This window comes from uncultured Algibacter sp., assembly GCF_947487575.1.
Classification (GTDB): domain Bacteria; phylum Bacteroidota; class Bacteroidia; order Flavobacteriales; family Flavobacteriaceae; genus Algibacter_B.
The window spans coordinates 19,769-33,218 of the sequence record NZ_CANKXG010000009.1; the positions used below are offsets into that span (position 1 = coordinate 19,769).

11 protein-coding genes are annotated in these 13,450 nt (G+C 31.4%); 7 read left to right on the forward strand and 4 right to left on the reverse strand.

Annotation, left to right across the window (positions count from 1 at the left end; genetic code table 11):
* Positions 1 to 28 precede the first annotated feature (28 nt).
* Both Q0870_RS11200 and Q0870_RS11205 read right to left on the reverse strand, forming a co-directional pair.
* Positions 29 to 1,150, reverse strand: a complete 1,122-nt coding sequence (locus Q0870_RS11200) for a GNAT family N-acetyltransferase (RefSeq protein WP_298555564.1) — start codon at positions 1,148 to 1,150, stop codon at positions 29 to 31.
* A 30-nt stretch (positions 1,151 to 1,180) separates the two neighbouring features.
* Positions 1,181 to 2,197 carry a transporter gene (locus tag Q0870_RS11205; RefSeq protein ID WP_298555565.1) on the reverse strand — a complete coding sequence of 339 codons (1,017 nt, stop codon included), beginning with the start codon at positions 2,195 to 2,197 and terminating at the stop codon, positions 1,181 to 1,183.
* A gap of 144 nt (positions 2,198 to 2,341) precedes the next feature.
* On the opposite strand from Q0870_RS11205, the gene Q0870_RS11210 reads away from it, so the two are divergent.
* From Q0870_RS11210 to Q0870_RS11225, 4 genes are all read left to right on the forward strand, one after another.
* Positions 2,342 to 2,599: a DUF4834 family protein gene (locus tag Q0870_RS11210; protein ID WP_298555566.1), complete on the forward strand. Its 258-nt coding sequence runs from the start codon at positions 2,342 to 2,344 to the stop codon at positions 2,597 to 2,599.
* Positions 2,600 to 2,710: 111 nt separating this feature from the next.
* The gene (locus Q0870_RS11215; RefSeq protein ID WP_298555567.1) at positions 2,711 to 5,140 is read left to right on the forward strand and encodes a YfhO family protein; all 2,430 of its coding nucleotides are present in this window, start codon (positions 2,711 to 2,713) and stop codon (positions 5,138 to 5,140) included.
* On the forward strand, positions 5,133 to 6,413 hold the full coding sequence (locus Q0870_RS11220; RefSeq protein WP_298555568.1) for a glycosyltransferase: 1,281 nt from the start codon (positions 5,133 to 5,135) through the stop codon (positions 6,411 to 6,413). The genes Q0870_RS11215 and Q0870_RS11220 overlap by 8 nt, the downstream gene beginning before the upstream one ends.
* Entirely contained in the window at positions 6,413 to 7,870 is a 1,458-nt protein-coding gene (locus Q0870_RS11225) for an oligosaccharide flippase family protein (protein ID WP_298555569.1), read from the forward strand. The genes Q0870_RS11220 and Q0870_RS11225 overlap by 1 nt, the downstream gene beginning before the upstream one ends.
* A 217-nt stretch (positions 7,871 to 8,087) precedes the next feature.
* Here Q0870_RS11225 and Q0870_RS11230 read toward each other — a convergent pair whose 3' ends face one another.
* The gene (locus tag Q0870_RS11230) at positions 8,088 to 9,317 is read right to left on the reverse strand and encodes a hypothetical protein (RefSeq protein WP_298555570.1); all 1,230 of its coding nucleotides are present in this window, start codon (positions 9,315 to 9,317) and stop codon (positions 8,088 to 8,090) included.
* A gap of 256 nt (positions 9,318 to 9,573) precedes the next feature.
* Here Q0870_RS11230 and Q0870_RS11235 point away from each other — a divergent pair, with 256 nt between their 5' ends.
* Both Q0870_RS11235 and Q0870_RS11240 read left to right on the forward strand, forming a co-directional pair.
* Entirely contained in the window at positions 9,574 to 10,056 is a 483-nt protein-coding gene (locus Q0870_RS11235; RefSeq protein ID WP_298555571.1) for a MarR family transcriptional regulator, read from the forward strand.
* On the forward strand, positions 10,053 to 10,979 hold the full coding sequence (locus Q0870_RS11240) for an aspartyl protease family protein (protein ID WP_298555572.1): 927 nt from the start codon (positions 10,053 to 10,055) through the stop codon (positions 10,977 to 10,979). Before Q0870_RS11235 ends, Q0870_RS11240 begins: the two co-directional genes overlap by 4 nt.
* Before the next feature lie 334 nt (positions 10,980 to 11,313).
* On the opposite strand, the gene Q0870_RS11245 is transcribed toward Q0870_RS11240, so the two are convergent.
* Entirely contained in the window at positions 11,314 to 12,012 is a 699-nt protein-coding gene (locus Q0870_RS11245; protein WP_298555573.1) for a hypothetical protein, read from the reverse strand.
* Between the two features lie 252 nt (positions 12,013 to 12,264).
* On the opposite strand from Q0870_RS11245, the gene Q0870_RS11250 reads away from it, so the two are divergent.
* Positions 12,265 to 13,374 carry a DUF3667 domain-containing protein gene (locus tag Q0870_RS11250; protein ID WP_298555574.1) on the forward strand — a complete coding sequence of 370 codons (1,110 nt, stop codon included), beginning with the start codon at positions 12,265 to 12,267 and terminating at the stop codon, positions 13,372 to 13,374.
* Positions 13,375 to 13,450: the final 76 nt, after the last annotated feature.

Here is a 13,450-nt window from a genome sequence, read left to right on the forward strand (position 1 = left end):
AGCCGATTCTGATTAGAATCGGCTTTTTTTATGCTATATTTTTTCTAAATGTTTTTCGGCGTTTGTAAACTTCGGGAGAGAAGTGCTTCCAGATTTTTTTTATTGCTTCGTTGTCTTCTAATTCTGGAGTTCTATAACACATTTCTATCCCTTTTTCTTTGAAAGTTTCGTAGTATTCGTTAAAAATAACTGCGTGCACACCTTTGTTTTGGTAATCAGGGTGAATCCCTATTAAGTAGAAAATGGCATCTTTACTGTGTTTTTTTGCATGCATGATGTGTCTAAATCCAAGAGGAAATAATTTGCCATTCATTTTTTGTAATGCTTTAGCAAATCCTGGCATTACAATAGCAAAGCCAATCATGTTGTCATCTTTATCAACTATAAATTTGATATATTCTGGATTTATAAAACTTATAAACTTCTTTTTAAAATATTCCTTTTGAATATCATTAATAGCTACAAACGAAGACAATGATGCATAGCTTTCATTAAACAAATCGAACATTTTGTCTGCATAAGGCATAACTTCTTCTGTCTTGGTAAGTTTAAGAGGAGTGAGTTGGTAGCGTCTTTTAATAATTTCCTGAGCCTTTTTAAAAAACTCTGGCTGTACATTTTTAAAGGGAAACTTGCTTTCAGAATATGATTTTTCTACTTTATACCCAGCAGATTCATAATGCTTAATGTAATAGGCATGATTATACCAAGTTACCATCGAAGCAATAGAGTCAAATCCTTCTGTCATCACACCAACTTTATCTAGGTTTGAAAAGCCAATTGGACCTTCAGCGTATTCAAGATTATGCGATTTCCCTATGTTTTCAACTTCATTTAAAAGTGTTTGAGATACTTCTAAATCATCAATAAAATCAAACCAACCAAAACGCATTTTTTTTTGTTTCTGCTCTTTTACTTCAAGCCAGTTTATTATTGCAGCAATCCTGCCAACGAGTTTTCCGTTTTTATAGGCTAAGAACAGTTTTACTTCGGCATCATTAAGTACAGGGTTTTCTTTTTTGTTAAAAGTTTTCATCTCTTGACTTATAATTGGGGGAACCCAGTATTTTGAATCTTTATAGAGTGTAAATGGAAACTTGACAAAAGCTTTAAGATCTTTTTTTGTTTGTACTTCTTTAAGTTTTATCATATATATGTGATGGGTGATGATTATTACTTATTAATCAAAATCTACATCTTTCTTTTTTTGTTTGTTTATTTTTTCAATTGAATCTTTTTCTTTTTTACTCTTCTTTTTGTTTTTCCCTTTTCTATTAGCTTGCCTTTTTCCTTCATCTTTAGCAGAAGTACCATTATCTACTTCTTTATCTTTATGAAAGTCTAACCGGTACGACGCTCCAAAATTAACACTAAGTATTGATGGTGTGTCTTTGGTGTTAAAAGTAATAGCAGTATCTAATTGAAAATCTTTGCCCCATAAATAGGCGCCACCAAATCTAAATAGGTTATCGGCATAAAAGTCACTTTGAATACCCTGGGTTTCCCCAAAAACAACCCATTTTGGGCTGAAAGAATGTGTTAGAGTAAGTATGTATTGAAAATCAGATTGGTCTGTTCCAATTCTATCCTTAATTAAATTCATAACAAATACCCAGCCTCCAGAAAAGTTATTTTGTGTAGCTATCATAACTTTAGGACTAAAGCCTTCTATGCCAAAATAAGTATATGGGTTTGGTTCTATGTCGTAGTTAGCTCCTAGGTAAACAGATACGGCTGGTATTAAGGATTTCCATTTAAATTGTCGGTTTGCTTTCCAGCTATATAGGTTTGGTTTGTCTTCTTCAGCATTTTTGTATGGGTCAAAGACCAGATACTTTGCACCAATGGCTAAAAACTTAAAGTTAGCACGCTTGCTTTTGTCTACAATACTTGATCTGTTATTTGTAAAGGTGTCATTTTGATAAGAACCTTCAATATTTATTTCCAATTCTTCTAATAATAATCCATAACGTGCGGCAAAATCAACTCCAAACCCAGATACTTCGTATTGAAAAGGAGTGTGCTTTTCATTTACTATATAAGGGCCAATTTCCAATTGTGCGACATTAGTACCAACAGAAAAGGCGCTTCTAGAAACCCCGGGTCTATTGGAGTTAATAACATCTGTATATTGACAAAAAGCCTGAGAGGTAACCAGGCTTAGTAGGAAAAACAATGTAGATCTAAATGGGGTCATAATCTTGTTAGTTTAATTATTGCTTTAATAAATGTATTAAAGACACTTCAAATATAGATATTTTATACTTTTTTTATCATTCTTGAACGTTTTTTAAACGGATAGAATTGTATTTTTGTTTTATTAAATAATAAAAGTTAAAAAATGGGTTTATTAAAAACCATTCTTATAATTGCCTTAGTATATTACGGAATTAAGATTGTTTCCAGGATTTTTGCACCTTTTTTGCTTAAATATGCAACAAAAAAAGCTGAGCAACGCTTCGGCGGTCAGTTTGGACAAAGGAAACAGCCAGAACCTCAAAAAAAGGAAGGCGAAATAACTATTGATAAAATTCCAAAAACTAAAGTGTCTAACAAAGATGTTGGTGAATACGTGGATTACGAAGAAATTGAGGAGTAGTACATTATTTATTTTCATTGATGAAAACTTACCTTTAAAGTAAATAATATCAATATGTATACTTCTGAAAAATTATAACTATTTTTCAGAATCATTTTTTAAAACCGTTTCATGTCATTTTCAATTAAAAAAGTATTACCTCACGTGTTAATTTTGCTAGGCTTTGTTATTATTTCTCTAGCGTATTTTAGCCCTGTTTTAAAAGGAAAAGCCATATATCAAAACGATATAGTGCAGTATATAGGCATGAGTAAGCAGCAAAAAGATTTTAAAGCTGAAACAGGTGAAGAAACGTATTGGACCAATAGTGCTTTTGGCGGTATGCCAACTTATCAACTTGGAGCAAGGTATCCTCATAACTATATAAAGAAATTAGATTTAACATTACGTTTTTTACCAAGACCAGCAGATTATTTATTTCTGTATTTATTAAGCTTTTATGTGTTTTTATTGGTGCTTAAAGTCGATTTTAAGCTTGCGGCGCTCGGTGCGTTAGCTTTTGGTTTTTCAACGTATTTAATTATTATTCTTGGAGTTGGTCATAATAGTAAGGCACATGCTATTGCCTATATGCCTTTGGTTTTAAGTGGTATTTTGTTGGTTTTTCAAAAACGATATATTATCGGTTTTTTGTTGACAAGCATTGCTATGGGGCTAGAATTGGTGGCGAATCATTTCCAAATGACCTACTATCTTATGTTTTTGGTGATTGTTCTAGGTATTGCATACTTAATCGATGCTTATCGTAAAAAAATGCTTCCGCATTATTTTAAGTCTATTGGTGTTTTGATTGGAGCGGTAGTTTTGGGTATAGCTTTAAATGCTACAAATTTTTTAGCAACAAGCGAATACGTAAAAGAAAGTAAGCGTAGTAAAAGCGAATTGACTATAAATTCAGATGGCTCACCAAAAGAAGTGACTTCTGGATTAGATAGAGAATATATTACTCATTATAGTTATGGTTTTTTAGAAACCTTTAACCTTTTTATTCCTAGATTAACTGGAGGTGGAGATGGTGAGAATTTAGGAAAAGATTCTAATACTTATGAGGCTATAAGAAAGCTTGGAGCGTCAACAAAAGATGCGTTAGATTTTTCAAAAGAAGCACCTATGTATCATGGAGGACAACCTGGTGTTGCGGCACCAGCTTATGTTGGGGCAGTTGTTTTATTTTTATTTGTTTTTGCTTTGTTTTTGGTAAAAGGAAGATTGAAATGGTGGCTTGTTGGTGGAACGCTATTTTCCTTGTTATTATCATATGGAAAAAATTTAGGATTTTTAACTGATTTTTTTATTGACTTTGTGCCTCTTTATGATAAGTTTAGAGCGGTGACTTCTATACAAGTAGTTTTAGAGTTATGTATTCCAGCTTTAGCAATTATGGGGCTGGTTAGGATTTTTAATGATTTTGAAAAGAAAGAAGATAAATTAAAGGCTTTAAAGCATGCAACTATTATTACAGGAAGTATTGCAATTGTGTTTTTGTTATTTAAGTCCTCTTTATTTGATTTTGTAGGCAGAAACGATGGTTTTTTTCGCCAGAGTTATGGGCAGGACTTTGTTGATGCGTTAAAAGCAGATAGAAAGTCGCTGCTTACAAGCGATGCTATTAGAACTTTAATTTTAGTATTGCTATCCGCTGGAACCATGTACTTATTTCTAACGGATAAATTAAAAGAACGCGTGCTTATTATTGTGTTTGGTGTATTAATATTATTTGATTTAGTTAGTGTTGATAGGCGTTATGTTAATAGCAGCGACTTCGTGTCTGGAATTAAAATGAGTAAACCGTTTCAAGCTTCTGAAGTTGATACATACATATTAAAAAACAAATCGCATTACAGGGTTTTTGATTTAGTTTCTGGGCCTTCAAAGCCTTCGTATTATCATAATTCTTTAAATGGGTATAATGCAGCGGAATTAAGACGTTATAGTGAAGTGTTTGATTTTTATATATCGAAAAACAACATTAATGTATTGGATATGCTCAATACAAAATACATTGTAGCTCAAGATGAAAAAGGAAATGCGTTTCCTTATGAGAATGAAAGCGCCAATGGTAATGCTTGGTTTGTGAAGTCGTTAAAAAAGGTTGATTCAGCAAATGAAGAAATAACGCTATTAGATAGTTTAGATAATAAAAATAAAGCCATTTATTCAGCGCAAAAGGTTATTGGTGTTTTAGAGAAACCTACAAGTAGCTATAGCGTAGATTCATTGGCAACTATAAGACTAACAGAGGTTAAGCCTAATTATTTAAAATATCAATCTAAAAACTCTAATAATGGTTTTGCGGTGTTTTCAGAGATTTACTACCCTGATGGATGGAAAACGTTTATTGATGGCAAAGAGACTAATCATATGCGCGTTAACTATATTTTGAGAGGCATGCAAATTCCAGCAGGAAGCCATACCATAGAATTTAAGTTTGATCCAGAAGTAGTTAAAACAGGAAGTAAAATAACGCTTGCAAGTTCTATTTTGCTTGGTGTATTGTTGCTTGGTGGATTATTTTATGAGTTCAAAAGAAAGGATGAATAAAAAAAAAGTGCTCATCATAACGTATTATTGGCCTCCAGCAGGAGGTCCTGGAGTACAACGTTGGTTAAAGTTCGTAAAATATCTGCCAGAATTTGATGTTGAACCTGTTGTTTTTATTCCCGAAAACCCAAATTATCCTATAGTTGATGAGAGTTTGGTTTCTGATGTGTCAAAGGCAGCTACCATTATTAAGCACCCTATAAATGAACCTTATAAATGGGCTGGGTTATTTTCAAGTAAATCTTCCAAAACTATTAGTAAGGGCATTATTGCTGATGAAAAAGAACAATCTTTTCTAGAAAAAGCAATGCTTTTTGTAAGAGGTAATTTTTTTATTCCAGATGCGAGAGTAGGTTGGGTAATGCCCTCGGTATCATTTCTTTTGGATTATATTAAAAAAGAAAACATAGAAACGATTATAACAACTGGTCCACCACATAGTGTGCATTTAATTGGTATTCAGTTAAAACAGAAATTAGGTGTAAAGTGGCTGGCAGATTTTAGAGACCCATGGACAACTATAGGTTATCATAAGCAGTTAAGGCTAAGCTCTGCCTCGAAAGCTAAGCATAAATCGTTAGAAAAGCAGGTTTTAAACACCTCAGACCAAATTATTGTAACAAGTTTTGTGACCAAAAAGGAGTTTAGGGAGATTACAGATAAACCTATTGAAGTTATTACAAATGGTTATGATGATGTGAAACATGTAGATTTTGAGATGGATTCCAAGTTTACATTATCACATATTGGGTCGTTATTATCAAAACGAAATCCTGAAATTTTATGGCAAGTTTTAGGTGATTTAATAAGTGAATATGAAAGTTTTTCAAAAGATTTTCAACTTAATTTCGTTGGTTATGTAAGCGAGGGTGTGCTAAAATCTATTGAGAAGTATAATTTAAGCAATTATGTAAATAATGTAGGTTATGTTTCACATATGGAGGCAATTAAATATCAAAAAAAATCACAATTGTTAGCGTTAATTGAGATTGATTCAGAAGAGACTAAATGTATTATTCCAGGAAAACTATTTGAATACATGATTTCAAATAGACCAATAATTGCCATTGGACCAAATGGCTCGGATGTCGAAAACATTATAAAAGAAACTAATGCGGGTCACTATTTTAATTACTCCGATTTCGACTCGCTAAAAAGAATTATCTTAGAGCAGTATAAGTCGTTTCAAAATAAAACATTGCAATCGTATCCAGTTGGGTTGCAAAAATATCACAGAAAAGCGCTTACAAAATCGTTAGCTAATTTATTATAATGGGAATCGTTATATCGCAATCCTTTAAAAACATAATTTCCACCTATTTAGGGTTTTTAATTGGAGCCATTAATACCTTATTCTTATACACTGAGTTTTTAAGCGATGAATATTATGGAATGGTGGGCTACATGCTATCACTAGCATATGTTATTATGCCGCTAATGGCTTTTGGTATGCACAATACTTTGGTGAAATTCTATTCAACTTTTAAGACAAGAATTTGCTTAAATAGTTTTTTAACGCTTATGTTGGTGTTGCCTATATGTGTTATACTTCCTTTAATTTTAATTACTTATGTGAGTTATGATACTATTGTAAGCTTTTTATCAAAGAAAAACGAAATCATAAAAGATTATTTGTGGCATACGGTAATTATAGCGATTGCGTTGGCTTATTTTGAAGTATTTTTTGCTTGGGCAAAAGTGCAAATGCAAACGGTTTTTGGAAATTTCATGAAAGAAGTTTTTCATAGAGTGGGAGCTATGATTCTGCTGTTCTTATTACATTTTAAAGTAATAAACATTGAACAATTTATGGCAGGATTTGTAGTGGTTTATGTAGTAAGGATGCTGGTTATGAATGTGTATGCTTTTAGTGTAAAACTTCCAGTGATTATCTTTAAACGTGTGCCGAATTTACGTAATATTTTAAAATACTCTTTTTTAATCATAATAGCAGGGTCAATAGCTACGATTCTTTTAGATGTTGATAAAGTGATGTTAGGGCATTATATTGATATTAAAGAGGTCGCTTATTATGGAGTCGCTATATACATTGCTTCAGTAATTGCGGTGCCTCAACGCGCTATGCATCAAATATTATCACCATTATCGGCTAAATATTTAAATGAAAAAAATTTTAACGCCTTAGAAGATTTATACAAACGGAGTTCTCTAAATCTATTTGTAGTTGGAGGTTTTATATTCTTGTTGATTGTATTAAATATTAACCAACTTTATTATATAATTCCAGAAGAATTTAGCGGTGGTTTATTGGTAGTTTTTATGATAAGTTGTACTAAGCTTTATGATAATGCTTTAGGAAGTAATAATGCTATTTTATTTAATAGTGATTATTATCGAATTGTGTTAGTGTTAGGTGTTTTTTTGGTTATTTTAATGGTTGTGTTAAATATTGTATTTATACCAATACTAGGAATTAACGGTGCTGGCATGGCTACCTTTACAGCTATTTTTTTGTATAACTCGATAAAATTATTCTTTGTTTATAAAAAGTTTAAAATATTTCCTTTTACTCTAGCTACTTTAAAGATTGGTGTGCTTTTAATAGTTAGTATATTGTTGTTTTACTTTTGGGAATTTCCTTTTATGCCTATTATTAATATGGGCTTAAAGTCGATGTTAATTACTTTGCTGTATGCTTTTGTGGTATATCGATTTAACTTTTCTGAAGATATTTCGCTTTTAATAAAAAAGTATTTAAAGTTAAAGTAATAGAGCTTTTTAAGTTAATTGAGTGTTGAGCGCAGTCGAAATATTATATAAGTTTTATGACTCCTGTTGTTTTCGAATTACTTGGTAGGCTAACTTATTTCAAAATAGATTCCTGCCTTCGCAGGAATGACAAGATTTTGTTGAAAACGAAAAACCCCACGATGCTGCTTTGAGGCATACATTTCGTAGGGCTTTCCAAACTAACCAACCAAAATTTTTACGATCGTTTTCTCTGTATTGTCGACCTTTTATTGTTGCTAGAATTACCTCTGCTTTTTATTGCCCTTGACGTTCTTTGTGTAGACTTAGAAACTGTACGTTTTTGCGTTGTTCTAGGTTTGTTTACCGTTCTGCGTTGAGCTACTTGGGTATTTCTAGTATTATTATTACTTCTTTTATATGTACGAGTATTTGTGCTTTTTGGTTTTTGAACCGTTCTAGTTTTTTGTTCACGTTTTACCGTATTAGCTCTTGTACTCGTTCTATTGTTACTTCTATCAACGTTATCTCTAGTTCTTCTAGTATTATTTACTTGAGAATTATTTCCAGAAGATGCTCTTCGTGTACTTGTAATTTCTCTATTAGTATTTCTGTTAACCGAACTATTATCGCGTCTGTTTGTTCTCTTTAAATCGTTATTGTTTCTAGAGTTCCTATTTACAGTATTGTTATTTCGTCTTGTTACTGTGTTATTGCTCGCAACACTTCTTCTAGAGTTTGCACTTCTATTAATTTGAGTAACGTTTCTTTTGCTTCTATTTACAGTAGCATAACTTCTGTTTCTAGAAATTTTATTACCTCTTCTGCTAGCAATAGCAGTTCTAGGTCTGTAATTGTTTTGAAACCCTCTGTGGTATGTGTAACGCACAGGGTTGTAAAACTGTCTGTACGGCCTATTGTAAACAACACAGTAATCGTATGCTGGGATGCTGTAATATCTGTGCCATGGTCTGTAAACATAACCTCTGTTAAACACATTTATAAATCCAGTATAGTGCGAGTATACATTGTTTCTGTAAAATACATTTAAGCCTCCAATACGGTTTATGTAACCAAAGTTGTTGTAATGTATATTTACGTTTCCAGCTTGACTAATACGCCCGTAGTAGTCATAATAGATAGGAATATTTTCTATTTGAATAATAGCTCCGAACTCGTCGTATTGTACGTAAGCATTATAATCGTAACCTGAGTTAAAACTAATATTTACGTTTCGTGTGTTGATATTAACGCCAAAGCGCGAATTGTTTCTAATAAGGTTAAAATCGAATTGTCCATCTCTAAACACCGAAAACTCAACACCATCTACATTAAATATAAAAGAGTTTCCATAACCTCCATAATAAGTTGATGCTGTGTTTGCATTTGCTTCAATATTGGTTGTGCTTGCGTTAACAGTAAATCCGGTTAGAACTAAACCTGCTAATAAGAATATAAACTTTTTCATAATTGTAAATTTTTTGGGTTACTGTTTTAGTAAATACAAACAGCGTGCCAAAAAAATAGAGTAGGGTTTAAGGGCTTGTAAATACTAGTAAAATAGTTAATAACTATTTTCAAGTTAAGTGGTTGTTACTTGATCTTATACGAAAAATAACCTATCGTGGTTTGACGTTGGATATAAAACATTAAAAAAACAGATAGTTGAACTTTCAACTTGTTTTCATAAATTTGCATTAGTTGAACTTTCATCTAATTTTAATATGAATAAAGAAATATTACGAGAAATCGGAAAAATTTATAGAGGACTCAACTCATTTTCTGATTTTTTAATGAAATCTATAAATCTCGAAAAAGGACAATACCAATTCTTACTGCGTGTAAAAGAAAACCCCGGAATTAACCAACAGGATTTATCATCCATTCTTTTAGTTGATAAAACAACCACAGCAAAAGCAATAAAAAAATTAGTTGCTAAGGGTTATGTAATTAAAAAAAATGAAAAAAAAGATAGACGTAACTTAAACCTACACCTAACCGAAAAAGGAAAACAAACTTGTATTCTACTTGACCAAGAAGAACAATATGCTACGAAGTTTTCGTTGAGTGAAATGAATAATTCTGAACAAGATAAAATTTTGAAGCAACTAAATATAATTAGTAAGAATGTTACTCAATTATATCAAGAATTTAAAAAAGATAATGAAGAGCATTTCATTAATTTAATAAAAAAAGAAGAAATATGAAATACATTGTATCATTATTATTAATTGCAACCTTTTTGAGTTGTTCTACTAAAAATAAATCACTTATTTTAACTAAAGCATCAAAGACTGTAAATAAAGCATTAAGTACATTTCCATTTGAATTAAGAGACGATAATCAATTATATATAAAAGTAAAAGTTAATGAAATTGATTCATTAATATTTATTATAGACACTGGAGCGAGTTCGTATGTTGTAGTAGATAGTATAGCTCGAAATAAATTAAAATTAAAGTTTGATGGAGAAGATATAAATGTCGGTGCAACATCAACTTCTATAGTTAAATCAAGTTCAAATAATAAGATTGAAATTGGCAATATCAATATTAAAAATTTAACCCTGTATTCAATTCCATATGAGAATGTTGATTTTGACGGGATTATAGGCTGTGAGTTTTTTATAAATTATGTAGTTAGTATAAATTATGATAGAGGAACAATTAAATTGTATGACCCAAAAACATTTAAATACAGTGGTAATAAGAGGAAAATAGAAGTTAAGATGGATGAAGGAGTGCCTCTAATAAAATCATCCTTTATGGTAAAAGATTCTTTATTTAACGGTTGGTTTATGCTAGACACAGGAGCTGACGATAAAGTTTCATTTAATACCCCAGCAGTAAAAAAACTAAATCTGGAAGAGGAACTTAGAATAGTAGGTAGTTCAACAAGCAGGGATTCCAATGGAGAATTATACAAATCACCATTAGGATTAATTAAAGAAATAAAAATCAGCAACTATTCATTTTATAATGTAATAGCAGCGTTATCAAATGCACAAGAAGGTTCACAAATAAGCGAAGAGTATGTCGGTGCATTTGGAAATGTAGTTTTAAATAAAATGAATATCATTTACGATTTAGCAAATGATTGTTTGTATTTAGAACCAAAGTTTTTTCAATAAACAACCATTAATAAAAATCTAAACTTTTGAAAATTTCAGTAAAAACATTTAACGAACTCAGCATTAATGCACTACACATTATCGGTAAAAAAGGAGATGAAATTGTCCCATACACAAAATGCTTTGCGCCAGACAATTTACTTTAATGAAGCAACAATCGGTCACGTCGTAGTTGTTTTTAAAATAAAAATTGTAAATTTAGCTAAGCAAAAACCCAAAAAGTAAGTACATTTTAATTACTTACTATTCTTATACTAGACGTTAAACGAACCGTAAAAAAACCTCAAAGCCATTACAGCTTCGAGGTTTTTTATTTCTAACTAATTTCAAAAAATTATTTTTTGTTCTTTTTGTGTTTCTTTACTTTACCATTTTGTTTAAAATAGTAGTAGTTATCATCGTAAACACCATCATTACTATGCCAGTCGTTATTATAGTTGTTTTGGTATCCGTACATGTTTTTTCGTGTATTTCTAAAATCGCAGTCTCTGTTAAAACGGTTTATTTGGCCTCGGGTTTTTACAATTTCTCCCCATTTGTTAAAATGAACTTTTAAACCCCCAACTTGCGATAAATCAGAATGTCTTCCTCTGTCATATCTCATGAATATAGAGCCTACACGAGTTAATCGACCTCTTCTGTCATAATTTAAATATACATTACCAATTCGCCTTACGGCACCATCTCTATCACGAGATATTGAAACTCCTCTGTTTGTATAGCGATTTAAGGTATATTGAATATTTGAATTTGGCCCACGGTTGCTAACATTTACATTGCTTCGTCTTGAGTTTCTTCTATAATAGATATCGTCATCATAATTGTTATTTGTTTTGGTATTAAAATCGAAACTTCCGTCAGGAAAAATTAAAAACTCAATACCGCGCTCCATAAATATAATGGGTTGCGCAAAGCGATAATTTTTTTTCTTTTTTTCAAACTTTATTTTTGAGTTATGGCTGCTTAGCTCTGTTGCTGATGCAGTTGTTAATCCTATTAACAAACTTGCAAATACTAGTAATACTCTTCTCATAATCATATAGGATTTAATTTAACATTTCGAAATTTTTAAGTCATCTTAAATTTTTGAGACTACAGTATTTCGAATTCTACTGTTGCTTAGCGTTTTTCAATATGCGTGCCAAAAAAATAGAAAACTATAGGTGTTAACGTAATATTAACAATGGTTTAAAAAATAAACAATTGATTTAAAGCTGGTTACGTTATTTTGTTAAATAATTTATTATTTATAAAATCCGTACTTTTATAACACCAATCATTTTAAATGGAAAACAATAAAGAAACTTGCAAAAATTGCGAGAAACAGTTTAAGGAGGGTTTTAAGTTTTGTCCATATTGTGGGCAGCAAGCCAAGGACGAGCTTACTGTTGGGGTATTGTTTTATAATACTATTAGCAATTATTTTTCTTTTGATGCACGGTTTTTTAAGAGCTTTTTCCCGTTATTATTTAAACCTGGATATTTAGCTAGTAAGTTTATAGAGGGTAAACGTTTGTTATATTTGCATCCTGCACAAATGTACTTGTTTATTGCTGTGGTGTTTTTCTTTTTGTTTTCGTTTATACAACGCAATCAAATAGAAAGTTTAGATGAGAACCTTTCAAAAACATTAAAAGCACCAGAAGCAGAAAAAATACTTGATAAAATAGAAGATTTGCATCTTAGAGATTCTTTAGAGGCTTTACAGCTGAAGTTGAAAAATAAAAAGGATTCTGTTGCGCGTACAGAATTAAGGCAAACTTTAAATGATAATAAGTATTTACATGGGTTTTCTGATATTGAAATAGATTCGATGGTTAATGCCGAGAATTTTAAAGAAAACGGAATGGTTAATTTTGATTTTAGTACAACGGTTGTAGATTCTTTAATCGCTGCGGGAGCATCTGATGATGTTATTTATAAAGGCATGGGAATGGGAGAGGATGCCGGAATGGTTAAAAGGCAAATGTTTAAACAGGCCTTGAAATTTTATAAATCCAGAAAGGGCGGGAGTATTCTACAGGCGTTTTATGATGCTATTCCTATTGCTATGTTTTTCTTGTTGCCAATATTCGCGTTTATTTTGAAGGTGTTATACCGAAAGCAAGGCTTGTATGCGCACCATTTGGTGTTTAGCTTTTATTATTTCTGTTTTTTGTTTACCGTTTTTAGTTTAATTATTGGTGTTAATTTTATTTTTGACATTCCAGACTGGATAGATTGGTTAATTGCGCTATCAACCTTTATTTATTTGTGTATTGCTTTAAAGCGATTTTATCAACAAGGCGCATTTAAAACCTTTTTAAAGGCTAGTATTACTTCGTTTTTGTTTTTAATTTTAGTGGCACCATTAGCGGTTGTTATCTTGGGGCTATTTGCTTTTATGTTTCATTAAGATGTATTGCTAAGTTTAATGTGTGTTTGTTTGCGTTAGGGCTTGCAACGTAAAGCCCTTCCGATAGCTATCGGGA

Coding starts and splice junctions, on each gene's coding strand:
- Q0870_RS11250 (WP_298555574.1), top strand. CDS start 12,265: ATGGAAAACAATAAAGAAACTTGCAAAAATTGCGAGAAACAGTTTAAG.
- Q0870_RS11215 (WP_298555567.1), top strand. CDS start 2,711: ATGTCATTTTCAATTAAAAAAGTATTACCTCACGTGTTAATTTTGCTA.
- Q0870_RS11245 (WP_298555573.1), bottom strand. CDS start 12,012: ATGAGAAGAGTATTACTAGTATTTGCAAGTTTGTTAATAGGATTAACA.
- Q0870_RS11220 (WP_298555568.1), top strand. CDS start 5,133: ATGAATAAAAAAAAAGTGCTCATCATAACGTATTATTGGCCTCCAGCA.
- Q0870_RS11210 (WP_298555566.1), top strand. CDS start 2,342: ATGGGTTTATTAAAAACCATTCTTATAATTGCCTTAGTATATTACGGA.
- Q0870_RS11225 (WP_298555569.1), top strand. CDS start 6,413: ATGGGAATCGTTATATCGCAATCCTTTAAAAACATAATTTCCACCTAT.
- Q0870_RS11200 (WP_298555564.1), bottom strand. CDS start 1,150: ATGATAAAACTTAAAGAAGTACAAACAAAAAAAGATCTTAAAGCTTTT.
- Q0870_RS11235 (WP_298555571.1), top strand. CDS start 9,574: ATGAATAAAGAAATATTACGAGAAATCGGAAAAATTTATAGAGGACTC.
- Q0870_RS11230 (WP_298555570.1), bottom strand. CDS start 9,317: ATGAAAAAGTTTATATTCTTATTAGCAGGTTTAGTTCTAACCGGATTT.
- Q0870_RS11205 (WP_298555565.1), bottom strand. CDS start 2,197: ATGACCCCATTTAGATCTACATTGTTTTTCCTACTAAGCCTGGTTACC.
- Q0870_RS11240 (WP_298555572.1), top strand. CDS start 10,053: ATGAAATACATTGTATCATTATTATTAATTGCAACCTTTTTGAGTTGT.